Source organism: Vibrio sp. dhg (assembly GCF_003443775.1).
Taxonomy (GTDB): domain Bacteria; phylum Pseudomonadota; class Gammaproteobacteria; order Enterobacterales; family Vibrionaceae; genus Vibrio; species Vibrio natriegens.
On the sequence record NZ_CP028943.1, the window covers coordinates 2,411,637 to 2,435,232 of the forward strand.

The following is a 23,596-nucleotide window of genomic DNA, read 5'->3' on the forward strand; positions in this document are numbered from 1 at the left end:
TATGGCAAGTCATATTTCTCTTAAACAGCTCAAGGTATTTACCACCATCACTCAGCACAAAACGCTGACGTCCGCCTCTGAAAGCCTCTTCCTTTCTAAAGCGGCGGTAAGTATGGCGCTGTCTGAACTGGAAAAGCAGATCGGTCATCACCTGTTTGATCGGGTCAATAACCGATTGATTCTCAATCAAGAAGGGCAAAAGTTGCTGCCCTTAGCGGATGAGTTATTAAACCGTGCCAAAGATATTGAGAGCATTTTTGAAGGTGATCACGCCCTAACCGGGCAGTTACGAATTGGAGCGAGTGATACCATCGGCAATCAAGTCGCTCCTTTTCTCTTAAGCGCATTTCGTCAGCACACCAACCACCGTTCTCAAAGCCTGTTTATCTCAAACTCGGCGCAAATATGTGACAAATTGACCGACTACGAGCTGGATATCGCCCTGATCGAAGGCAAAACACTGCACCCCGAGCTTCAGTCGTCACAATTTAGTGAAGATGAGATGTGCGTGATCTGCTCGCCAGAATATCCCGCAGCGCACGAGGGTATGATGAATCTGGCTGAGCTGGAAAACAGCGAATGGATATTGCGCGAGGCAGGTTCTGGGTCACGTGAGTTCTTTTTGCGTGTCATCGCACCTCGTCTAGAGCACTGGCACGAGGCATTTCAGCTCAATACCACTGAAGCACTCATCAACTCCGTATCTGCAGGTTTAGGGCTTGGCTGTTTGTCACGTTTATCAGCCGATCCGGCAATTCGCGAAGGCCGCGTAAAGGTTCTTGAAATGCCGCTGGATATGAAACGTCGGTTCTGGCTATTAGTGCACAAAGAAAAATATCAAAGTCCCCTGCTAAAAACCTTTATCGAGTTTTGCCAGAGTTGGCAGTCTCCCGTAAATAATAAATAGTTCAATAGCTGGTCAGTTAGCTCTACTCGCTTCGCATTCTTAACTCACCAGGCTTTACTGCTCTAGACTTAGCTGGTTAAAAACTGTATAAAAAGCCAGTATCAATTCACCAAATTAGGGGACTAACCATGGCTGTAATAGTCAAGTACGTGGTAGAACGCAATGGAGAAGAGAAAATGACTTTTACCTCTAAAGCGGAAGCTGACGCATATGACAAAATGCTGGATATGGCGGACGAGCTATTCTCTCTGCTAGGTAAGAGTGAACTTCTTGAAGAGGAAGATAAGCAGGAAGATCTTGCCATGTTCCTTGCGCAAAACAAAGAAGAAGTGCTTTATGCTTTAGGTGCAAAACGTAGACCTGCACCAAAGAAAGCGAAGAAACTTGAAGCTGTTGAAGAAGACAAAAACGAAGACGCCGCATAAGATTGCCAAGCTTTTCAAAAAACGCTGCATATTGTGGCGTTTTTTTATGCCTTCTGATCACAGATAAAATATTTAAACAAGATCTCACTTGCTCTAAATTAAAATATTCAATACGCATTTAGTTTAGTAAAAAACCACCTAAAACTTCTTTCCTAGGCTGAAATCATCCCTTTTAGTTGAGTAACTGCACTCCAAAATTGTGACATCCTGCCCATTTATTGATATGACTCGAAATTCGCACCCACAACCTCCAATGGCGATAAGTAATTGTTGTTGCTAATTAATTAGCGATACAAAATATCGGCACTTTTCAGAGAGGTGAAATTATGTACAAATTTAATTCTTTGGTTATTGCGTTATTTTTGGTCGGCTGCGGAGGTGGTGGCAGTGGTGGTGATAGCAGCGGTAATATTCGCGTGTTCAGCCCACAGCCGACGGTCGATATTGTCGGTCATACGATGTTGCCATTAACCGCACATATCGCATTTGATTCAAAAGGAGTGACCGCACAACAGATCCATGTGGGTGTTGCTTCAGAAAGTCCTCTGGTGAAAAACGCTGAGATTGTGTTTACTTCTGAAACTGGCGGGATACTAAAGATTGACTTAGAGCCTGGCTACAAAGCAGGTAATGGCACAACCCAACATCAGATTTCTATGCTGGCCTGCTTTGATGAGTATTGTAATGAGCACGTTCCTGGCTCACCAATTAACGCAACGATTAACTATAGTGTCGAGCTTAACGAACAAGCGATCCTGTTAGAAAACGAGACGATCTACTATCACGCGGCAACCAACTCTCTCGTGGATAATAATCTCAAGCAGCGCACCATCCGTCTTCGCGGTAACCATGGTGATCAGCTCAAGCTATCACGTTCAGACGGTGAAGTGCGGGTCAACCAGCTATCTCTGACACCAAAATCCTATGATGAATACGCTGCTTTAATTGACTTAAAGTTGCCACATAACCTCGCTGTTGGCGATTATAGTGGCGATTTAGAACTCAATGTATGTTACGACGAGCAGTGTGACTACCCTGTATCAGGTAGCCCACTTCAGGTGCCAATGGACTTTGTGATTGAAGCACCAACACAAGCCTTAAGTAACGCGCTAGCGGTAAACGAACGCTTGAAGTTCGGGTATGAAGTGTTACAAGCGGCTTACGTTCCAGGCTTAAATCTGTTAGTAATGACTTCAAAATCACCAGCTAGTCAGCTGCATGTATATGATTTAGCAACGGGAAAGACACACAGCTTTAGCCTTTCTAACCAGCCTGTTTCTCTAACTGTTGATACTCTTGCCAAGCAAGGTCGCGTTGTTGTCGCGACAGAATATCAAGCTGAAGTATTTGATTTTAATTCAGCGGATCTAGCGACACCAACCCGCCAACAGATCTCTACGAGTTATAATTCTCCAAGCATTGCAGTGCGTCGTGATGATCTATTTGCTGCGGGTTCAAACCTCGAGAAAATCGATATTTCTACGAAAGTCAGTGAGATATCTGAAGGAGTCGATTGGTATTCCCCCGATATTAAACTGGGTAGTAACGGGGACGTATTGTTAGGATTGGTGGCTAACCTCTCGCCACAAAGTTTTACTGGCGTATTCGTTGAGTCAGGGCAATGGAACTTGCAGAATACCGAAGATGAGTATCATGGAAACTATTCACACGGAGGGGTATTCTGGTTTGATAAAGCAGGTGACCATTATATCGATGGCGACGGCAACTACTATACGCTAAAGGATGGCAACCGCTTAGATTTGCAGTGGGCAGGTCGACTTCCCCTATCTAACTGGAGTGACACTTACAAACCATCAATCACTGCATTTATTGATACTGGCAGTGAGTATGTGATTGCTGAAGGCGAGCAAAGTCGCCAGCTCCGTGTGATTGACAAAGTTAGCAGCACCGTCTCAAAAAGTTTTGCGGCAACCAATCGTGAAGGTTCATGGGGGACAGGTGAAGAGCATATTCAGTTTGCCTTTGTCGCTGATGGCGGAGAAATCTACATGATTAAATCACTGAATGACTACACGACTAGTTGGGAATATGCGCAACCTGAACTGGTCAGGGTTAAGTAATTCCCATCTTCTGGATGGATAATATCCGAGTAATTTGTTAGTTCACGAAGCCAAGTCTTTTTGACTTGGCTTGTTTCATTTCAGAGCCTTGGACTTCTTATTGTTCAAGCGACATGCTGGGTTTAGGTCACATTTCTCATCAGACAGACATATCTCTTAAAAGACAAAAGGTATCCATCTACGGACTTTCTGTATTTCACCTCTTTAAACTCCCCAACAGTGTCTTTATGATGACTATCAACTTATTTAGATTCTTGTCAGTGAACAGGCGAGACCAAGACTCAACAGATGGAGATTAACTATGGCTTTCTTTTCTCTAGCCTTTGGTACGGCAACTAAAAACCGTGACGGTAAAATCATCGAAGCGTTTTTTCCTAACCCAGTTCTTAACCCAAGCGACGAGCTAGTAAACGCGCTAGCGGCAGTAGCAGGATACGAGCAAGGCAACCAAGCTATCGAGATCTCTGCAGCACAAAGCGCAGAACTTGCAGCAGCTTTCGAAGCAAACGGCGATGCTGCAAACGCATCTTTCGCAACTAAAGCAGCAGAATCTGCACAACCACTTGTTTTGGTTATCCTAGCTTCTGACGAGCAGCCACAATCTGTTGCTGAAGGTTTCCTAAAGCTACAACTTATCTCTAACCGTCTGGTTAAGCCACACGGCACCGTTCTGGATGGCATCTTCGGTCTGCTACACAACATCGCATGGACAAACGAAGGCCCAATCGACCTGCCTGAACTGGCAGATCGTCAAATCGATGCTCGTCTGGCTGGCCGCACGCTAAGCGTAGACTGTGTCGACAAGTTCCCTAAAATGGTCGACTACGTGGTACCAACTGGTATTCGTATCGCTGACACATCTCGTGTACGTCTTGGCGCACACGTGGGCGAAGGTACAACGGTTATGCACGAAGGTTTCATCAACTTCAACGCAGGTACAACAGGTGTGAGCATGGTTGAAGGCCGTATTTCTGCTGGTGTTGTGGTTGGTAACGGTTCAGATATCGGTGGTGGTGCTTCTATCATGGGTACACTATCAGGTGGCGGTACTGTGGTTGTTTCTATCGGTGAAAACTCACTACTAGGCGCGAACGCGGGTCTTGGCTTCCCACTGGGCGACCGTTGTACTCTTGAGTCAGGCCTGTACGTAACTGCTGGTACTAAAGTTCGTATGCTGGATAAAGAAGGCAACGAAGTAGAAATCGTTAAAGCTCGCGACCTTGCTGGCGTATCTGACTTGCTATTCCGTCGTAACTCTCAAACAGGTCAGGTTGAGTGCCTTGCGAACAAGAGCGCGGTTGAACTGAACAGCGAACTGCACTCAAACAACTAATTTTTTTGAATTAGAATAAAAAATCCCCCAGCTGGAAACAGTTGGGGGATTTTTGTTTCTGTTACTTTGCGATATCCGTTACTTATTCAAGAAACTTACCGCTTTGTCTGGGAAATCTGTAAACAAACCATCGACTTTCACCTGACTGTAGAAGACATCCATCATGCCTTCGAAGCTATCGGTGTAAGCAGGAATACGACCCGGATCGGCACGGAAAGTATAAGGGTGCACCTGTAAACCGGCATCTTTTGCTGCTTTCATCAGTGGTTTGATAATGATGTTATCTTGGGTTGATTTATCATCCACCAGCATCGGTTTCCAAGGGCCAATCCCCTCTGCATAATCGGCGACTTTCTTCATACCACCCACCTCGAACATCCAATCGTAGTCATATGGTGTTGCAGTATCGCCCTTGTAGACCATAGTTTCATTCCAGTCGGTGTAAGCCATCAACTGAACAAGCTTTAGATCCATGCCCATTTCTGGCATCAACTCGCTGTTGATACGTTGAAGTTCGTTGGCGTCAAAACACTGCAGATACACGCTGTCGTCTTGCGAATCATAGCCATACTGTTTCAATACTTTCAGAACCGCTTTTGAAATGTCTTTCCCTTCATGACGGTGGAACCAAGGTGCTTTGATTTCCGGGTAGATACCGATATCGTAACCCAGAGTTTTATTTAGCCCCTGAATTAACTCGATTTCTTCAGCAAACGTAGGGACAGTAAAATCAGATTTCCACATAGGGAATCGAGTTGGATACCCTGCAACCTTATTACCGTTGTCATCGATATTGAACCCTTCTGTCACTCGCAACGATTTTATTTCTGCCAGAGTAAAGTCAATCGCGTAGTAACGGCCATCTTTACGTGCGCGATCGGGAAAACGCTCTGCAACATCGGTAACTCGGTCTAGGTAATGGTCATGCAATACCACCAACTGATCATCTTTGGTCATCACGACATCTTGTTCGATGTAATCTGGTTTCATGGCATAAGCAAGCGCTTTGGCTTCTAACGTATGCTCTGGTAGATAACCGGAGGCGCCTCGGTGAGCAATAACTAGTGGTTTGGCAATCGCTCCGGCTGATAAGCTCAGAGCTAAGAATGTTAGACATACTGACGTTGTTTTCATTGATATTTCCTTGATAAAGCGAAGAGGCAGTATTCCACTGCCTCTTTAAATAAATATTACGCTACTGCTTCCTTTTCGCGCGCTTTCTGATCGTGATGTGCTCGTTCGCCTAAAAATGCATAGGTCAAACACACAATAGAAGTGATACATGAGCCGATTAGGATGATAAAACCGCCATCCCAACCAAAGTGGTCAACCGTGTAACCAAGAATGGCGTTTGCTGCCACGGCACCACCTAAGTAACCGAACAATCCTGTCAGACCCGCCGCTGTGCCTGCTGCTTTCTTCGGCGCTAACTCAAGAGCGTACAAACCAATCAACATGACAGGGCCATAAATCAAGAAGCCAATCGCAATCAGAGCCAGCATGTCTACCGTCGGATTGCCTGCTGGATTAAACCAGTAAACCAGAACCGCAACAGTCACAAGAGCCATAAACAGAATACCCGCAGGAGCACGACGACCTTTGAATATCTTGTCAGAAATCCAACCACACAATAGCGTGCCAGGGATACCCGCCCACTCATACAGGAAGTAAGCCCACGACGATTTATCGACCGAGAAATCCTTCGCTTCTTTTAGGTATACCGGTGCCCAGTCCAACACGCCGTAGCGAATCAAATAAACAAACGCGTTGGCAATCGCAATCGACCATAACAGCTTGTTGTTGAACACATACTTGAAGAATATTTCCTTCGCCGTCATTTCCTGTTCGTGAGATTTATCGTAATCATCAGGGTAGTCATCTTTGTACTCTTCAATCGAAGGAAGACCACAAGATTGAGGAGTATCTCGAACCGTCATCCAGATAAAGACCGCGACCAACGTGGCAAAAAAAGCAGGAACGTAAAATGCGGTACGCCAGTCGTCGTTAAAAGCCCAAAGACCAAGGATAAATAGTGGCCCGATCAAACCGCCACCCACGTTATGGGCAACGTTCCAAACCGAAACAATCTCACCACGCTCTTTGCGTGACCACCAGTGAACCATGGTTCGCCCACAAGCTGGCCATCCCATACCTTGGAACCAACCGTTTAAAAACAGCAGAATAAACATCGCGGTTACACTGCCCGTCGCCCACGGCATAAAACCAAAGCAGAACATGACAAGCGCAGACATCAACAAACCGCCACTGAGGAAGTAACGAGGGTTAGAACGGTCAGAAACACTGCCCATCAGGAACTTAGACAGTCCATATGCGATAGATACGGCCGCAAGCGCAACCCCGAGATCACCACGGCTAAAGCCCTGTTCAATTAGGTACGGCATCGCCAAACTAAAGTTTTTTCGGACCAGATAATAGCCCGCATAGCCGACAAAAATACCAATGAAAAGTTGCCAACGTAGACGAGAGTAGGTGCTATCAATACTGTCCGGGGATAGACGATCGATGTGCGCCTTAGGTTTGAATATTCCAAACATAGGAACCTCATTATTTATAATGCGATGGTAAGAAACCCAAAAACAAAAACGAAACAAAACAAACATTCGTTCGAAACTCATCGCATTGTATGAAGTTAAAACTCTATTTCTGTGACAAATGTTGCATAAGAATTAAATTGCAGTAAATACAGTTAATTAGAATTCATTAGTTAGAACTTCGTTCAACTTTACGCATATTTCGTTAATGTTGTGGATGTTTGAAAAAGAGCATTCTCTCACCAAATCGCGAAACTTATCCGACGAACACAAAGTGACTAACGTGATAGCACCTCCCCAATGGCGCAGCATAAATTAGACGCGAGTTTAGACAAAACAGGGCTTGTGCGAGCACGTATCCCGGTCTAAAACGGGAATGTCACTTACTCCCCCCCCTTTAATAGAGCCCGTATAACTCCTTATAAGATCTAACTATTTAGGGTTACTTATTATGCTAAACCAGTGCAACAAATCACCTTTCACGCAGCAGCCTCACAAAACTCCTCTTACCAGTTTCCCATTCCTGTACGCATCGGTAACATGAATGAAGCATCACACCTTAAACTTCAAAAAATGATGATCGGTAAGTTTCTTTTATGATTAAAAGATGCGCTATTTAACAAAAATTAAGAGTTTGATTAACATTTTTATGCTCAAACGCTCAAATTCAACGCTCGTTTGTTTTCGAAAGATTGTTTATATGCACAATACTACCGTGCTAGATAAGCAAAATTAACTAAAGGACTCTTACCATGACAACCAACAAACACCCTTCTCTGTTCGGAGAATGTTTGGCCGAATTTATCGGTACAGGATTACTTATATTCTTCGGCGTTGGCTGCGTCGCAGCCCTAGTGTTAACTGGCGCATCTTTTGGACAGTGGGAAATCAGCATAGTATGGGGCTTAGGTGTGACCATCGCTATTTACTGTACAGCCGGCGTTTCAGGTGCTCACATTAACCCAGCGGTGACCATTGCTCTTGCCATGTTCCATGGCTTCGATAAAGCAAAAGTATTGCCATACATCATCGCTCAATTACTTGGCGCGTTTTGTTCCGCAGCTTTGGTCTACAGCTTGTACGCCAACCTCTTTACTGATTATGAAATCGCACACAATTTCGTTCGTAGTAGCCAAGAGGCCTTAGCAACAGCGGGAATTTTCTCTACCTACCCAAATGCTTCTCTTTCTTTCATGGGAGCTTTTGCTGTCGAATTCGTTATTACTGCGGTATTAATGTTTGCGATTCTTGCTCTGGGTGATGAAAGCAACGGTGCGTCTCGCGGCGCAATGAACCCACTATTGATTGGTATTCTTATTGCTGTTATTGGTGGTTCACTTGGCCCACTAACCGGCTTTGCGATGAACCCAGCTCGTGACTTTGGACCAAAACTGTTCGCCTACTTTGCTGGCTGGGATTATGCACTGACTGGCGCGAAAGATATCCCTTACTTTATTGTCCCAATTCTCGCCCCAATCGCAGGTGCTTGCTTTGGTGGTTGGCTATATCCAAAAGCGATTGCAGCTTATCTTCCACAACAAGGTCACGGCTGTACGATCCCGAATCAGTGTGACACAGAAGAAACAGAACAAGCTCGCGCTTAAAACCGACTTAACCCGAACATTTACTAAAATATAAATAACGAAATAAAAGGATTCTTACCATGACTGAGCAAAAATACATTGTTGCCCTAGACCAAGGTACGACAAGCTCTCGCGCAGTAATTCTTGATCACGACGCGAATATCGTCAGCGTCGCTCAGCGCGAATTTACTCAGATTTATCCGCAAGCAGGTTGGGTTGAGCACGATCCAATGGAAATCTGGGCAACACAAAGTTCAACCTTAGTTGAAGCTTTAGCTAAGTCAGGCATCCGAAGCGATCAATTAGCGGCTATTGGCATCACAAACCAACGTGAAACAACGATCGTCTGGAACAAAGAAACAGGCAAACCGGTTTACAACGCTATCGTCTGGCAATGTCGACGCACCGCAGAAATTTGCGAAGACTTAAAACGCCGCGGCTTAGAAGACTACGTACGTGATAACACAGGCTTAGTGCTTGACCCTTACTTCTCTGGTACCAAAGTGAAGTGGATTCTTGATAACGTCGAAGGTGCCCGCGAAGATGCCGAAGCAGGAAAACTGTTATTTGGTACGGTTGATACCTGGCTGGTGTGGAAAATGACACAAGGCCGCGTACACGTAACTGATTACACCAACGCTTCACGTACGATGCTATTTAATATCAATGACCTATGCTGGGACCAAAAGCTGTTGGATGAGTTGGGTATTCCTGCGTCAATGATGCCTGAAGTAAAACGTTCATCTGAAATCTATGGCAAAACCAACATTGGTGGTAAAGGTGGTACGCGTATTCCTATTGCTGGTATTGCTGGTGACCAACAAGCTGCGCTATACGGCCAGATGTGTGTTGAAGCGGGTCAGGCAAAGAACACCTACGGTACAGGTTGCTTCTTGTTGATGAATACTGGTCAGGAAAAAGTGACCTCTACACACGGCCTGCTGACAACACTGGCATGTGGCCCGAAAGGTGAACCGGCATACGCACTCGAAGGCGCGGTGTTCATGGGCGGAGCGTCTATTCAGTGGCTACGTGACGAGCTTAAGATTCTTAATGGCGCAGAAGACTCTGAATACTTCGCAACAAAAGTAGACACATCCAATGGTGTGTACGTCGTACCAGCCTTTACTGGCCTTGGCGCACCATACTGGGATGCGTACGCACGAGGAACCATTGTTGGCTTAACTCGAGGCGTTAACTCAAACCATATTATTCGTGCAACTTTGGAAGGCATCGCTTACCAAACCCGTGACGTATTGGATGCAATGCAAGCCGACTCTGGAATCCAGTTGGCTAACCTAAGAGTTGACGGCGGCGCAGTAGCAAACAACTTCTTGATGCAATTCCAGTCTGACGTGCTAAATACGCAAGTACTTCGCCCTGAAGTCACTGAAGTAACCGCTCTGGGTGCAGCTTACCTGGCAGGCTTGGCGGTAGGATATTGGGATAGCCTCGATGAACTGCAAGGTAAAGCGGTAATTGATCGTACATTTGAACCTCATGATGATGAAGAGAAACGTAATCGTCGCTACAAAGGCTGGAAGCGTGCAGTGAAATGTGCTCAAACCTGGTCAGAACTTCACGACGAAGACGATTAATCCTCTAGCAACACGAACAAAGAGCGCCATTCGAGCGCTCTTTTTGCGTCTTATCCCCGATTCCTTGATCGCTTTACTTCTCACAACGCGCAAATTCGAGCACAATATCTCCAAATTACTCAATATATTTCGAATGTTAAGCATTGGGAGCTAGCTACCCGTGCACAATGGAGTCGTAAGTGAAGCAAATACCTAGACACCAGCAGATTGTCGAGTTGGTGAAAAAACAAGGCTATGTCAGCACGGATGAGTTGGTCGAACGATTCAATGTCAGCCCACAAACCATCCGACGCGATCTCAATGAACTCGCCGACGATAACAGAATTCGTCGCTATCACGGTGGCGCCACCATCCCTCTCAGCTCGGAAAATACCTCTTACAACACGCGTAAAGCACTTAACTTCAACGAAAAAGATGTGATTGCAGAAGAGGTGGTCAAACACATACCTGATGGCGCGACGCTCTTTATCGATATCGGAACGACGCCGGAAGCCGTTGCACGTGCACTCAATAAAAACCACAAACAACTTCGAGTGGTCACTAACAACATCAACGTTGCGACCATTCTTTACCCTAATCCAGAAATCAAAGTGATACTGGCTGGCGGCGAAGTTCGTAACCGCGATGGTGGTATTGTCGGTGAAGCCACTCTGGACTTCGTAAAACAATTCCGCCTCGATTTCGGTATTCTCGGAATCAGTGGTATTGATTTCGATGGTTCACTGCTGGACTTCGATTACCATGAAGTACGAGTAAAGCAGGTTATCATCGATAACAGTCGCAGCGTATTTCTGGCCGTAGACCACACTAAGTTTGGCCGCAATGCGATGGTGAAACTGGGCAATATCGCTCAGTTAAACATGATATTTACCAATAAGCAGCCACCTGAAGAAATTCTGTCTATTTTAAAAGAAGCCTCCATCCCTCTTGAAGTTGTCGACGCAAACGGGGCGACAGACGAAGAAAATAAATAATTCGCTCAAACTTGAACCTTTAAATGACCTCTGCCTTACTTAGACAGAGGTTTTTTTGTGCCCAAATCACACAAAACGCTCAAAAACGAAAATAACAGATGACCGCAAACGAAACCTAAGTTAGGATTAAACCATGTTCTAAAATGCTCGTTCGCTCACCAAAGAGGTCAAATTTATGAGTATACAAAAAAATGCTTCCACAACTGACTCATCCACTCCTTTAGACTTGATCATTATCGGTGGCGGCATTAACGGGGCTGGTATCGCTGCTGATGCTGCAGGCCGTGGATTAAGTGTTGGTTTGTATGAAGCTAACGACTTTGCATCTGCAACCTCTTCAGCAAGCTCCAAACTTATTCATGGTGGATTACGCTACCTTGAACACTACGAGTTTCGTTTAGTTTCGGAAGCGCTCGCAGAACGTGAAGTAATCCTTCGCAAAGCACCTCATGTTGCGTTACCTATGCGTTTCCGTTTACCTCATCGTCCATTTTTACGTCCAGCGTGGATGATCCGCTGTGGTTTGTTCCTTTACGATAACTTAGGTAAACGCACTACGCTCCCAGGCAGCAAGACCGTTAATCTGGCAAAGTCTGGCTTATTAAAACCAGAGATAAAAACAGGTTTCGAATACTCCGACTGCTGGGTAGATGATGCTCGCTTAGTTCTACTTAACGTTCTCGCAGCACGTGAAAACCATGCAGAAGTTCGTAACTACTGCCGAGTAGAAAAAGCGCATCGCGAAAACGGCATCTGGCATGTCACGATCCACGACACAATGACAGATCAACGTTTTGAACGTAAAGCGAAAGCACTGGTTAACGCTGCGGGACCATGGGTAAAACAGTTCTTTGATGAAGGACTAGAGCAAGCTTCTCCACGTAATATTCGTTTGATCAAAGGTTCGCACATTGTTGTTCCTCGTATCCACAACGAGCCTCAGGCTTATATTCTGCAAAACAAAGATAACCGCATCGTGTTTATGATCCCGTATTTGGATAAGTTCTCGATCGTCGGTACCACAGATGTCGAATACAAAGGCGACCCACGAGAAGTTGCTATCTCTGATGACGAAGTCGATTATCTGATCGACATTGTCAATCAGCACTTTGTCCACCAGCTATCGCGCGAAGATGTGGTGTGGACATACAGCGGTGTGCGCCCACTGTGCGATGATGAGTCAGACTCGCCACAGGCGATCACGCGAGACTACACACTGGAACTTGATGCGGAATTCGATCAGGCTCCATTACTTTCGGTTTTCGGCGGTAAACTAACGACTTACCGAAAACTGGGTGAAGCTGCGATGAAAAAGCTGGCGCCATTCCTGCCACAAATGGGCGGTAACTGGACAGCAAACCAAGCTCTGCCGGGCGGTAACTTCAGCTGTAGTCGCGAACAACTGGCGAAACAGATCCACGCCAAGTACGCCTGGGCACCAAAAGCGCTAATTCTGCGTTACGTCACTCAGTTTGGAACACAAACGTGGGAGCTAATGAAGGGAGCGACAAGTGAAGCCGATTTAGGCCAAGCCTTCTCTACACAAGCCGGTGGCGTATATCAGCGTGAAATTGACTACTTGATGAACCATGAAATGGCCCTGACTGACGAAGACATTTTATGGCGTCGTACCAAGCTCGGGCTCTACATGAGCGACGAAGAAAAGCTATCTCTTGCAGAATACTTAAAAGAAAAGTTACAACAGAAAGTCGTGAACCTCTCACAAGTGGGCTAATGACTCCAATCCCGTGACCAAGCCTGCTTCGTGCAGGCTTTGTTGTTTTAGCGCTTTCGGAAATTTTTCGTAGACTTTTCGCTAAAAATGCAATCATACTCATTCAATAGACTGCAAGTAATCTCATGATAAGGAAAAGAATATGGGGTTTATGATTGGGCATTGGGATTTTTCAACGCCAATAGCAACTCAAGAAGCAACGACATCACAAGAAATCAAAGCGAAACATTGGTACCACTGCGAAAGACTTCATCCAGATATTCGTGGCTGGCTGGAGCACAATCAAGTGCCTAAAGCGACCGTTGATCATTTACTCGCCGATGAAAGTCGCCCCTCTTTTCACCCTCTGGACGACGAAAACTTCATGTTGATTCTGCGTGGCATCAATATGAATGAGAATGCGTCTCCAGAAGATATGCTTAGTATTCGGATTTTATATTTCCAAGGTGCGTTGATTTCAACACGGAAAATCCCTTCGCGTGCGATTATGGAAATCCGCCAGGCCTTGGCTGAACAGAAGGGACCAAAGAGTTTGGCAAGCCTGCTTAATCAAATCATCGAAGGCTTAAACGGGAAGATTGACCTTTATCTGGATACGATTGAAGAAACTCTTAATCATTTCGACGTGAACGATGAGTCCACCTATAAGCATATCTCCGCTCAAAAGGCGCTTATTTCCATCAAACGCTTTATACGTCCGCAGCAATATGCGATCCGTGATTTGCTGGAATCAAGCTCCGATCTCGTAGTTTCCAGACCCCACCAGTACCGATTTGCGCACAACAATATTACACGCATAAACGAAACCATCGACTTTTATCTGGGCGAAGTGGCATTGTTCCAGGAAGAGATTAAGCACAATCGCGATGAAAAAACCAATAAGAACAGTTATCTATTTACACTGGTTGCCACTATTTTCTTACCGACCAGTTTCTTAACTGGGCTACTGGGAATTAATATCGGCGGCATGCCTGGCGTGGACTCTGCAACCGCCTTCACTTGGTTCTGCGTAGCATTAATTATTATATTTGCTCTGGAGTGGCTGCTGTTAAAACGCTTTGGGTTAACTAACAAAAGCGACGACGAGTAGTTTCGCGAAGATACAAAAAAGAGGAGATGTGCTCTCCTCTTTTTTACGCTGTAGCTTTATCCTGGATGACCGTCGGCACGTGGGGTAACCAGCATAAAACCAAATCGCCATACAAACATGCCAAATGCTAATATCCACAATCCGCCGCTGATATCTATCCACAACATCATTCTGGCAGGGTCGAAAATCACAGCAAAACTGCGAACCACAGCTGCGGCAATAACGGCAGCGAAGGCGATACTCATATTCGGTCCTTTGTAAATCATACGCCCCGTATGCCCCATGGTGACACGCGAAATCATCGCTAATATCAAACCGCCTAAAGCACCTATCGCGAATAAGTGAATCAGGTTATGCGTCGCAAATGCATCCCCCCAAGCTCCACGCAAAAGTAAACTCACGGGTAAACACAAATACGCCGCGTGCAACGACCAAACCAGTGGCTCACTTAAGGTTAGCCATGGCTTCCAACGTAAGAAGCGAGCAAGTTGAGCTAAACCGGCAAACACCATTAGAGGTTGGCCAAGTTGAGAAAAAGTTACAGGGAAGAAGCTTAAGATAAACAACATCACCAAAGGAAGGTTTGCCAGCCAATCAAGCCATACCAACGGTTGCGCTTTTTCGAAGTTAAAACGGCGGGCAGTAAAGAACGGAATGACCCGTGCACCCATTACCGACAATAACAAGGTAAACCACCACAGCATAGCGTGCCAAACCGCTGAAGAGGAAAATGGTGGCATGCCCTTCACCGTCGCGTAGCTGGCAAAGTTAGCAAAGATCGCCAATAAGAACAGCGGGACAAAAAACAGATTTCGCCACCCTTTAGAGCGGTATACTCGGATCCCTACTTCATAAGCGACAAACAATAAAAATAACGCTTCGATAGTACTCGTTAACCACAAAGGGATTGGCGTCCAGAGTAAAATTCTGGGCGCAAGCCACAAGGCAAAAATAGCCAACAGTGTGTAATGTTTGGTGCCATTTATTCCCGTCCAGTTTTGTACCGCAGTTAACACAAAGCCAGCGACGATCGCCATTGAAAAACCAAATAACATTTCATGCACATGCCACCAAAGAGCAGGAACGCGCAGTGCACTAGGCTGTCCGGTCTGGAACATCCACACCCACAAAGCAATCGCGACGATGGCATAGATAGCGCCAAATAGGAAAAACGGTCGAAACCCTAAACGCAGCCATGCAGGGATTTTTTCTTCCACTTTTTTATCGGTGATATTCAGCATTTTTTGGCCCTCAAGCTTGTTTCTATGCAGGTTGAATGATCGGATCATTCTTGCCAGCCCAGATATTTTCAGCGACAAAATGGATACTACCACAAACATACATTAAAAATACATGTTAATGGGAAGACTATACTTTGGGGGTAAAGTTTGTGCTTCTAAGAAGGGTTAGGTATAAAGAAAGGCGGTTCGCAATTAAGTAAGGGACGTAAACAGATGTACATATTCGGCTATGGCAGCTTGATTAATTCTGCCTCACGAAAGTTGACTGGACAAACAGGCGCAGCAATTCCAGTCATCGCACACGGATTAGTTCGTTATTGGGGCAAAATCGATGACAGCTACACCTTGTCCCCACTGGTCGTTAACGAAGGACAAGGACAGGTCAACGGCGTGCTACTTGAAGTCAATGATGAAGCTTTAGCAGAATTCGATCGTCGCGAACGTGGCTATCACCGTATTCAGCTTAGTCCCGATCAAATTGAAACAGACCAACCATTTAATCCCGATCACGCTATTTGGGTTTATGTGAAAGATGAGCCACTACCACCCTGCTCTAACAGCCCGATAATGCAAAGCTACGTTGATACCGTTTTGGCTGGTTGTCTGGAGGTTTCGCACTCTTTTGCCGAACACTTTGTTAGACATACCGTGGGTTGGCAACACGCGAAAGAGAATGATCGTCATCAACCGAAATACGGAAACCTAGCGGGTGTTCATGACCATCATTATGAGCTGATTGATGCGTTGATCGAAAAAGGAGCCTAAAGGCTCCTTTTTCGTATTCAGTTAGTTTTAGATTAAAACTTGTAATCTACGCCAACATAAACGCTGTCGAAATCGAAATCGAGTTCGCCACCGCCTTCAACATCAATCGTTACTGAAGAAGCACGGTAACCGCCAGAAACAATAACACCTGAATCAAATTCATAGCCTACTTCAGCGCCGTAGTTAAAACCCACATCACTGCCGTCAGTTTTGCCATTTGCATCCAAAATGTTTGAAGCTACTTGGAAGTCAACACCAATTACACCAAGGCCAGCTAGCGCACCGATGTAAAAACCAGACTCAGAGAATTGGTACTTAGGTTTAGCATTCAAATTAAAAGCGTAACCATCAATAGAAACCTTTACCCAGTCACCCATGGAAGATTCTTTCTTCTCGAAGCTACCGTAGCTAACGTACTCAGCTTCCAAAGCCAGTTTGAAGTTGTCTGAGTATTGCACTTCGCTACCTAAAACGATGCCCAAACCCGTCACCGAATCATCAGAAGAGATCCCTTCAACTTCAAGATCAGAATTAAGAACATCAACACCAACATACCAGCTATCATTTGCTTGAACTGACGCTGACGCAACCACTGCACCTAGAACCAATAGTGGTATTACTTTTTTCATTATAATTTCCTATACCTTTCATGTATTTAAACGATTTCAAAAAGCGCAGGGATTATAATTACAGTGAAGCTTATTCATATTGATAGATAAATAAAATGCGACGCAATACATAAATATGGTTGATATAAATATTACCTATTTAAACGTACTTCCTAAACAAGCGTCGTGCCTTCAACAGTCAGTAACACGCGTTCAGATTCATCATGCATTTCTAAAATAACAATATGTATTCCGACGTCTCACTACTCACCTAGACAAAGTCTGAGTAAGAGCTGTTTTCCATGATAAAACACTCTTTAAAACTTTAATAAAAGGTATAACGTTTACACTAACAGTAAACTTAATAAAAACAGGTGGTAAAGATCTCATTTCCAACTGCAAACTCTCTATTGAATTGAACTGATTACACTATGGGTGTTTAATACTTTCAGTCAAATGTTCTCGCCCATAAAGGTCAAATATGGCAACCATCAAAGATGTTGCAAAAGAAGCTGGTGTATCCGTTGCTACCGTCTCTCGCGTAATCAATAAATCGCCAAAAGCGAGCCAAAACTCCATTGATGCTGTAACACAAGCTATGAGTAAATTAGGCTACCGCCCTAATGCCGCGGCTCGAGCATTGGTAAGCCAGAGTACCAATACTATTGGTGTGCTGGTAAGTGATGTATCCGATCCTTTTTTTGGTACGTTAGTAAAGTCCGTTGATAACGTTGCACGTGAAAATGGTAAGCACATCCTAATTGGCAATGGTTACCATAATGCAGACGATGAACGCCGCGCTCTGGATTTATTAGCGAACAGCCGATGCGACGCTCTTGTCATTCACGCCAAAGGGCTTTCTGACGAGGAACTCATCGCCTATGCCAAAGAAGTCAAAGGATTGGTATTGATCAACCGTCATATTCCCGAGCTGGCCGAACGCTGCATTTCTCTCGATAACCGCAAAGGTGCCTTCTTAGCCACTGAATTTTTGATTCGTCACGGACATCGTAAGATCGCCTGTATCGCCTCTTCTCATGACATCGAAGATACCGATGAGCGCTTACAAGGTTATCAAAGTGCACTAAAAGAACATGGTATTGAGCTGTCAAAAAGCTATGTCGAATATGGTGAGCCAAACAGTGATGGGGGCGAAGTAGCAATGACCAACCTGCTGACAAAGTCTCTCGAAATCACAGGGGTTGTGGCCTATAACGACTACATGGCTGCTGGCGCTTTAGCGACATTGGAGCAAAACGGTATTGATGTGCCGCAACAAGTCTCTATGGTGGGATTTGATGACGGACTCATAGCTCGCTTTGTCCATCCAGGCTTAACTACCATCCGCTACCCTATTGAAATGATGGCAGAACGCGCTACTCGTTTAGCATTAGCGCTTTCTCGTAACGAAAAAGTTGAAGATGAGACGATTATTTTCAGCCCTACGTTAGTTCGCAGAGATTCTGTGGCAAAAGTATAATTTATCAACAACAGTTGACCGCACCTGATTAAGATCACAACTGCTTTAGTAAGAAAAAAGTGGGCTAACTACCATCCTAGATAAGTCGCTGTTCACCTCGTCTAGGACAATAATGATCAACGACTTAGTTAAGCTGGTAATCGCCCACCCAAAACGCTATCTATAAATTCAAACTAATAAACAGTTTGCCGCTGATAGCAACCCCCAGAGCTCAACACCCCACTGTTGAGCCCCCATTATCTGGTTTAATTAGTCTTCCCGAATACTGTGTTTCCAAAGCCAGTTCATCGAGTACCGTTTTTTTAAGCGGTGCGCTCTGCATGAGCATCAGCCCAACACGGGTATAGTTGAAAAAGAACTGGCTAAATTCTAGCAACCAATATCGATCGAAATCCGTGATCAACCCCTAATCATGTAAACGTTTTCACAAGATTATTTAATTGATTAAGTTGATCAATTAAACACCGTTTATGAAAAACAAAGGGCTCTATATTAAGGAGAAAAATCATTAAGGTGGATGTTCAAATGAAATGCAAAAAGAAAACAGTGCGGAAAATTTGTTTCTGCATAACCCACTGTTTAAAATAGCGGTATTACTGCTTTCTCATCGAGATCGCGCGTTGTGTCTACGGGAATGGTACATGGCAAAATTAAAAGACGTTGCAAGCGAGGCTGGTGTATCACTTGCGACGGTATCGCGTGTTTTAAATAATGATCCGACATTAAATGTAAAACAAGAAACCAAACGTCGTATCTTAGAGATTGCAGACAAACTCGAATATCGCACCAAAAGTTCAAAAGGCTCGACCGGAAAGAGCACCCAGCGTCATCATTTCTTAGCGCTTTATAATTACCGACAAGAAGTTGAAAGTAGTGATCCTTACTACTTGTCGATTCGTCATGGTATTGAAAGCCAATGCGACAAGCTCGGTATTACCCTCACCAACTGCTACAACAATGAGTTGGAAGCCGATACGCAGAAAGTCACAGGTATCCTTCTTGTTGGAGACATAGAGCAAAGGATTATCAATAAGTTACCTAAGCGTTTAGAAAGCTTTATTTGCTGCATCGATGTCTCTGAACAAGATTATCCCTATGATTGCGTAAGTGCCGATCTCGAGCGGATAAGTAAACAAGTCGTCGACTTTTATGCCAATCAGAACTATCAGCGAATTGGGTTTATAGGTGGTCAAAGCCAAACATATTCGACTGATAGCCGAAAGACTGCATTTGTCGAATACGCCAGCCTAAGAGGCTTAGTTTCAGAATCGGATATCTATTGCGGCGATGGTTCAAGCCAGTCCGGATATGACTTAGGCACAGAGATGCTGGCGAAAGGAGATATTCCTACTGCCATATTTGTTACCTCAGACACGATTGCAATCGGGGTTTTACGCGCTATCCATGAGTGCGGACTGCACCTTCCAAACGACATTGCTATGATCAGTATGAACGACATTCCAACCGCTAGTTTTACCTTCCCTCCACTATCAACGGTACGTATTCACTCTGAGATGATGGGAATTCAAGGAGTTAACTTATTGGTGGAAAGATATCGTGATGATCGTAAGTTACCTCTTAAAGTTTATGTTTCCAGCGAGCTCATTTTACGTAACACGACCAAAACAGGGTAAACGTTATCACTGAGAAGTAATAGTTTCTGCTACCAACTTTCTCAACCAGATACCTTTCTCATCATTTTCGCGACTGGTGTGCCATATCATTGAAATCTCAAAATCCGCCACTGAAATAGGTGGTTGAATCGTTACTAAATCATCTGAAAAACCTTCAGCCAGCGCCATTTTTTCCGGCACAATCGCTACGAGATCTCGCTGTTTAAGTAAGTGACGAATAGTAAGAAAGTTACGTGATGCGACCGTGACCTGGCGGCTCAAACCATGCTCTGCAAGCTTTTGGTCTACTTGTGTCTTTAAGCTACCATCAGGACTGACTAATGCTTGCTTGATATTGGCAAACTCAACGACAGATAACGCTGACTTACCGTTCAACACCTTCTTATCACATAAACATACATGCTTCTCGGTATAGAGGTACTGGCTACAATAATCCTCTTCAGGAGCAGGAATGCTACCAATCACAAGATCTAACTTATCCCGCTCGGTTCGTTGCATGTAATTACTTCGATCAACATTAATAAAGCTGATTTTCGCGTCAGGTGCCTGCCTGTGAATTTCATCATAGATAGCTGGCGCAAAAATGAATTCAGCGTAATCCGTTAAACCAATGCGACACACTCCTGAGTAACTCTGTGGCTGGAATTCAGATTTAGTCAGTAGGTCTTTTGTTATCGAGTCCAGAAGATTATGTACGATTGGAGCAATATTGTGAGCATGTTCTGTTGGCTCCATTTTGTGTCCTTTACGCTCGAAAAGAGGATCATCAAAAAGTAACCGTAAACGAGATAGACTATGGCTCATTGCGGATTGGCTCACATAGCTATTCTCTGCCGCTAAACTGACACTTCGATAGCGATATAAGTAAGTAAATGTCACCAACAGATTCAAATCAATATTGCGCCATTGAACGTCGTCTTTCACTAGATTCCCTGTCCTATTTCATTCATAAATTAAATTCAGATTATCAATTTGAGTCATTTTAAACTACTCGCTAAATTAACAACATAAAAATTCTATTAAGATAAATAAGCTCAGCATGTTCACCATTTTTAAAACTTTCTTTTGGCTCGGTTGGATCAGCTTTGGCGGCCCTGCCGCTCACATTGGCTACTTCCGCCAAACTTTCGTTGAAAAGCTCCAATGGCTGGATGACAGCGAATATGCACAAATCGTTGCATTAAGTCAGTTCTTACCCGGCCCAGGCTCCAGTCAGGTGGGATTTGCATTGGGATATAAACGTGGCGGATTAGGGGGAGCATGCGCGGCTTTTATAGGCTTTACGTTACCTTCAGTGTTGATCATGCTGGTATTAGCCATGGTAAGCAGCCAAGTCACCGATACGGCTCTGTTTCAAAACATCGTACACGGATTAAAGTTGCTGGCCGTTGTGGTGGTAGCCGATGCGACATGGGGAATGTACAAGAACTTTTGCCAAACTAAGCTAACGGCCGGGTTATGTGTCGCAACAGCGATCGCACTTTTGCTTGTGCCAGGCATAACAACTCAGATGCTGGTTTTGATTATCGCTGGCATGGTCGGCGTATGCTACTTGAAGAAAAAATCTGCCATTCCAGCACAACCGTTTAAGCCCAACTTAACACCGCTTGTGATCTTTGCAGTGCTACTGTTCGGGCTCCCCCTCATTGCCCATACAACCCCAATGGTAAGCCTGTTTAATGACTTCTTTCAGGCAGGAAGTTTAGTATTCGGCGGTGGCCATGTAGTACTTCCTTTGTTGGAAAATATCCTCGGCGACCAACTTAGCCAAGACGCATTTTTAACGGGTTACGCAGCCGCACAAGCCGTACCCGGCCCTATGTTTACATTCGCTACCTACATAGGTTATGGGTTATCCGACACACCGATCCTAGGCGCGTTAGTCGCAACACTAGGTATCTTCCTGCCAGGCTTCTTACTATTGCTTGGCGTACTAAAAAACTGGCAACAACTAGCAGCGAAACCCTCGATTTCCGGAGCTTTAAGTGGCGTGAATGCTGCCGTTGTAGGGCTACTACTCGCAGCACTTTACCAACCTGTGTTTATCAGTGCCGTAGTTGTACCAATAGATGTTGCTTTGGTGATTGCGGGTTTCTATCTGCTTAAGAAGTTGAATGTTTCGATACTGTGGATGATAGTGTTTTTTGTTGGGGCTTCCCTCATTCCGCAACTATCATAAAAAACAGGCTGAAACCATTCTTTTTCTTTCATTAGAACAAACTAAGTTGATTCTAAGTCACATTTACTATGTAAAAATTCAATTTAAAAACATTTATTGGAAAAACAACAATATATCTATTAAATTTAGCATTAGGATTAAATATAAAAGAAGATAAAGTGGTGGCTAGGAATGGAAGCAAAAATGGAACAGCAGTCAATTTTGTCTCAAATTGATAATAGACTTAAATTGGCTGTATTTCTAACACCTTTTATGCATTTTTATTTACCATTAGTAGGGGAGTTCATTGTACTTTTCTTTCAGTTATCAATAATATGGCTAGTAAATAACTTAAAAAATAATGATACCTATCTATCATTAAAACCAATCCATATAGTTATATATTTATATATAACTTCTATAACTATATCAAGCCTGTTAATGATCCATAGGCTGGGTTGGAGCGCTGAAACTGTAGTATCAATATTTCGATACTTAGTGATGGTTACACACGTTGTTTTTATTATGAGTCTAGCTAAATACTTTTCTCTTAGTGACAAACTTCCATTTGATTTTCTTCCTCACTCAATACTGATAGCTTCCTCACTGTTATTCATTGATATTAACTTTAACTTAACTAATATTGATTATAATGAGGGACTAAGAATCATTACTTCCAGTAATATAAGACACCTAGGTCACATAGTGATTATCAGCACCTTGTACTTATCAATTAAGATATTAATGGGTGAGCGGATAAACAATATACTCTTTACACTATCTACAATAACTAGTATCTCACTGATTATTTGGTTGGGAGGAAGAGGTGCAATTTTGTCGTATCTGATTGGGATTTCATTAGTTATCATATTTATTTATAAACACAATGAGTTAAAGATTAAAAACTCGGTAACCTTAATTTGTCTTATTATAACTTCATTAATCTTATCGTTACCTTTCAACGTGTATTCTTGGAATGGTTTAAACAGGCTATTAGATGCTAAAGAATACTATGTTAAAGACCTCAATGCATTATCAACTAATAGGATTGAGCTATGGGAAACAAGCTGGAATTTCATAAAAGAAAAGCCTTTTTTTGGCTATGGTGCTGAAAGTTTCATACTGAACTCTGATACAGTATATAGACACCCACATAATTTTATAGTTCAGTGGTTATTTGATTATGGTATAATAGGTTTAATACTATTCTTATCATTTATCATTTATATTAATAAAACCAGTTATATTAATATAAAAAATGATCTAAGCACTAATAATTTATTCTCTATCGCTATTCTAGTAAGCATTATATCTAATGCTTTTATTTCAGGAACACTATACTACTCGCCACCATTTTTTATTTTATGTGTTGTAGCTTCATATTCTTATTCAAAATATAGCTCTCATAAAATTATAAATCATACTTAAGGAT

Annotated in this window: 19 protein-coding genes and 1 pseudogene; 14 read left to right on the top strand and 6 right to left on the bottom strand. The window is 43.8% G+C overall.

Features of this window, described 5'->3' with window-relative positions; translation table 11 throughout:
- The first annotated feature begins 1 nt into the window (after nucleotide 1).
- The 4 genes from DBX26_RS11130 (at nucleotide 2) to dapD (ending at nucleotide 4,746) form a co-directional block, all read left to right on the top strand.
- On the top strand, nucleotides 2-907 hold the full coding sequence (locus tag DBX26_RS11130) for a LysR substrate-binding domain-containing protein (protein ID WP_118119163.1): 906 nt from the start codon (nucleotides 2-4) through the stop codon (nucleotides 905-907).
- 128 nt (nucleotides 908-1,035) lie between these two features.
- Entirely contained in the window at nucleotides 1,036-1,332 is a 297-nt protein-coding gene (locus tag DBX26_RS11135; protein ID WP_014232820.1) for a YebG family protein, read from the top strand.
- 326 nt (nucleotides 1,333-1,658) lie between these two features.
- On the top strand, nucleotides 1,659-3,413 hold the full coding sequence (locus tag DBX26_RS11140) for a PKD domain-containing protein (protein ID WP_118119165.1): 1,755 nt from the start codon (nucleotides 1,659-1,661) through the stop codon (nucleotides 3,411-3,413).
- A gap of 301 nt (nucleotides 3,414-3,714) precedes the next feature.
- On the top strand, nucleotides 3,715-4,746 hold the full coding sequence (gene dapD, locus DBX26_RS11145; RefSeq protein WP_118119167.1) for a 2,3,4,5-tetrahydropyridine-2,6-dicarboxylate N-succinyltransferase: 1,032 nt from the start codon (nucleotides 3,715-3,717) through the stop codon (nucleotides 4,744-4,746).
- Nucleotides 4,747-4,824: 78 nt separating this feature from the next.
- On the opposite strand, the gene glpQ is transcribed toward dapD, so the two are convergent.
- Together glpQ and glpT are read right to left on the bottom strand one after the other, a co-directional pair.
- The gene (gene glpQ, locus DBX26_RS11150; protein WP_118119169.1) at nucleotides 4,825-5,880 is read right to left on the bottom strand and encodes a glycerophosphodiester phosphodiesterase; all 1,056 of its coding nucleotides are present in this window, start codon (nucleotides 5,878-5,880) and stop codon (nucleotides 4,825-4,827) included.
- Nucleotides 5,881-5,936: 56 nt separating this feature from the next.
- The gene (glpT, locus tag DBX26_RS11155; RefSeq protein WP_020334317.1) at nucleotides 5,937-7,301 is read right to left on the bottom strand and encodes a glycerol-3-phosphate transporter; all 1,365 of its coding nucleotides are present in this window, start codon (nucleotides 7,299-7,301) and stop codon (nucleotides 5,937-5,939) included.
- A 749-nt stretch (nucleotides 7,302-8,050) separates the two neighbouring features.
- Here glpT and DBX26_RS11160 point away from each other — a divergent pair.
- The 5 genes from DBX26_RS11160 (at nucleotide 8,051) to DBX26_RS11180 (ending at nucleotide 14,278) form a co-directional block, all read left to right on the top strand.
- A complete protein-coding gene (locus tag DBX26_RS11160) occupies nucleotides 8,051-8,902 on the top strand; it encodes an MIP/aquaporin family protein (protein ID WP_065297295.1) in 852 nt (283 codons plus the stop codon).
- Nucleotides 8,903-8,961: 59 nt separating this feature from the next.
- Nucleotides 8,962-10,479, top strand: coding sequence for a glycerol kinase GlpK (gene glpK / locus DBX26_RS11165; protein ID WP_014232826.1), 1,518 nt, complete (start codon nucleotides 8,962-8,964; stop codon nucleotides 10,477-10,479).
- A 179-nt stretch (nucleotides 10,480-10,658) separates the two neighbouring features.
- On the top strand, nucleotides 10,659-11,453 hold the full coding sequence (locus tag DBX26_RS11170) for a DeoR/GlpR family transcriptional regulator (RefSeq protein WP_014232827.1): 795 nt from the start codon (nucleotides 10,659-10,661) through the stop codon (nucleotides 11,451-11,453).
- A gap of 175 nt (nucleotides 11,454-11,628) precedes the next feature.
- Nucleotides 11,629-13,188, top strand: coding sequence for a glycerol-3-phosphate dehydrogenase (gene glpD / locus DBX26_RS11175; protein WP_065300130.1), 1,560 nt, complete (start codon nucleotides 11,629-11,631; stop codon nucleotides 13,186-13,188).
- A gap of 142 nt (nucleotides 13,189-13,330) precedes the next feature.
- On the top strand, nucleotides 13,331-14,278 hold the full coding sequence (locus DBX26_RS11180; RefSeq protein WP_118119171.1) for a CorA family divalent cation transporter: 948 nt from the start codon (nucleotides 13,331-13,333) through the stop codon (nucleotides 14,276-14,278).
- 56 nt (nucleotides 14,279-14,334) lie between these two features.
- Here the strand turns inward: DBX26_RS11180 and DBX26_RS11185 are convergent, their stop codons facing one another.
- Nucleotides 14,335-15,519: an NnrS family protein gene (locus DBX26_RS11185; RefSeq protein WP_118119803.1), complete on the bottom strand. Its 1,185-nt coding sequence runs from the start codon at nucleotides 15,517-15,519 to the stop codon at nucleotides 14,335-14,337.
- Nucleotides 15,520-15,732: 213 nt separating this feature from the next.
- Between DBX26_RS11185 and DBX26_RS11190 the strand changes: the two genes are divergently transcribed.
- Nucleotides 15,733-16,284: a gamma-glutamylcyclotransferase family protein gene (locus DBX26_RS11190; RefSeq protein ID WP_065300131.1), complete on the top strand. Its 552-nt coding sequence runs from the start codon at nucleotides 15,733-15,735 to the stop codon at nucleotides 16,282-16,284.
- Nucleotides 16,285-16,316: 32 nt separating this feature from the next.
- Here DBX26_RS11190 and DBX26_RS11195 read toward each other — a convergent pair whose 3' ends face one another.
- A complete protein-coding gene (locus tag DBX26_RS11195) occupies nucleotides 16,317-16,913 on the bottom strand; it encodes an outer membrane beta-barrel protein (protein WP_118119173.1) in 597 nt (198 codons plus the stop codon).
- A 460-nt stretch (nucleotides 16,914-17,373) separates the two neighbouring features.
- Here DBX26_RS11195 and DBX26_RS11200 point away from each other — a divergent pair, with 460 nt between their 5' ends.
- Nucleotides 17,374-18,372 (top strand): substrate-binding domain-containing protein, encoded by a 999-nt coding sequence (locus DBX26_RS11200; RefSeq protein ID WP_118119175.1) that lies wholly within the window; start codon nucleotides 17,374-17,376, stop codon nucleotides 18,370-18,372.
- A gap of 173 nt (nucleotides 18,373-18,545) precedes the next feature.
- Here DBX26_RS11200 and galM read toward each other — a convergent pair.
- Nucleotides 18,546-18,661: pseudogene (gene galM / locus DBX26_RS25795) on the bottom strand (galactose-1-epimerase); the annotation flags it as partial.
- Between the two features lie 352 nt (nucleotides 18,662-19,013).
- Between galM and ebgR the strand changes: the two are divergent.
- Nucleotides 19,014-20,006, top strand: coding sequence for a transcriptional regulator EbgR (gene ebgR, locus DBX26_RS11205; RefSeq protein WP_118119805.1), 993 nt, complete (start codon nucleotides 19,014-19,016; stop codon nucleotides 20,004-20,006).
- A gap of 6 nt (nucleotides 20,007-20,012) precedes the next feature.
- Here ebgR and DBX26_RS11210 read toward each other — a convergent pair whose 3' ends face one another.
- Complete coding sequence (locus DBX26_RS11210) at nucleotides 20,013-20,930, bottom strand: LysR family transcriptional regulator (RefSeq protein ID WP_118119177.1); 918 nt, start codon at nucleotides 20,928-20,930, stop codon at nucleotides 20,013-20,015.
- A 115-nt stretch (nucleotides 20,931-21,045) separates the two neighbouring features.
- Between DBX26_RS11210 and chrA the strand changes: the two genes are divergently transcribed.
- Both chrA and DBX26_RS11220 read left to right on the top strand, forming a co-directional pair.
- Entirely contained in the window at nucleotides 21,046-22,185 is a 1,140-nt protein-coding gene (gene chrA / locus DBX26_RS11215) for a chromate efflux transporter (RefSeq protein WP_118119179.1), read from the top strand.
- 171 nt (nucleotides 22,186-22,356) lie between these two features.
- Nucleotides 22,357-23,592: an O-antigen ligase gene (locus DBX26_RS11220; protein ID WP_118119181.1), complete on the top strand. Its 1,236-nt coding sequence runs from the start codon at nucleotides 22,357-22,359 to the stop codon at nucleotides 23,590-23,592.
- Nucleotides 23,593-23,596: the final 4 nt, after the last annotated feature.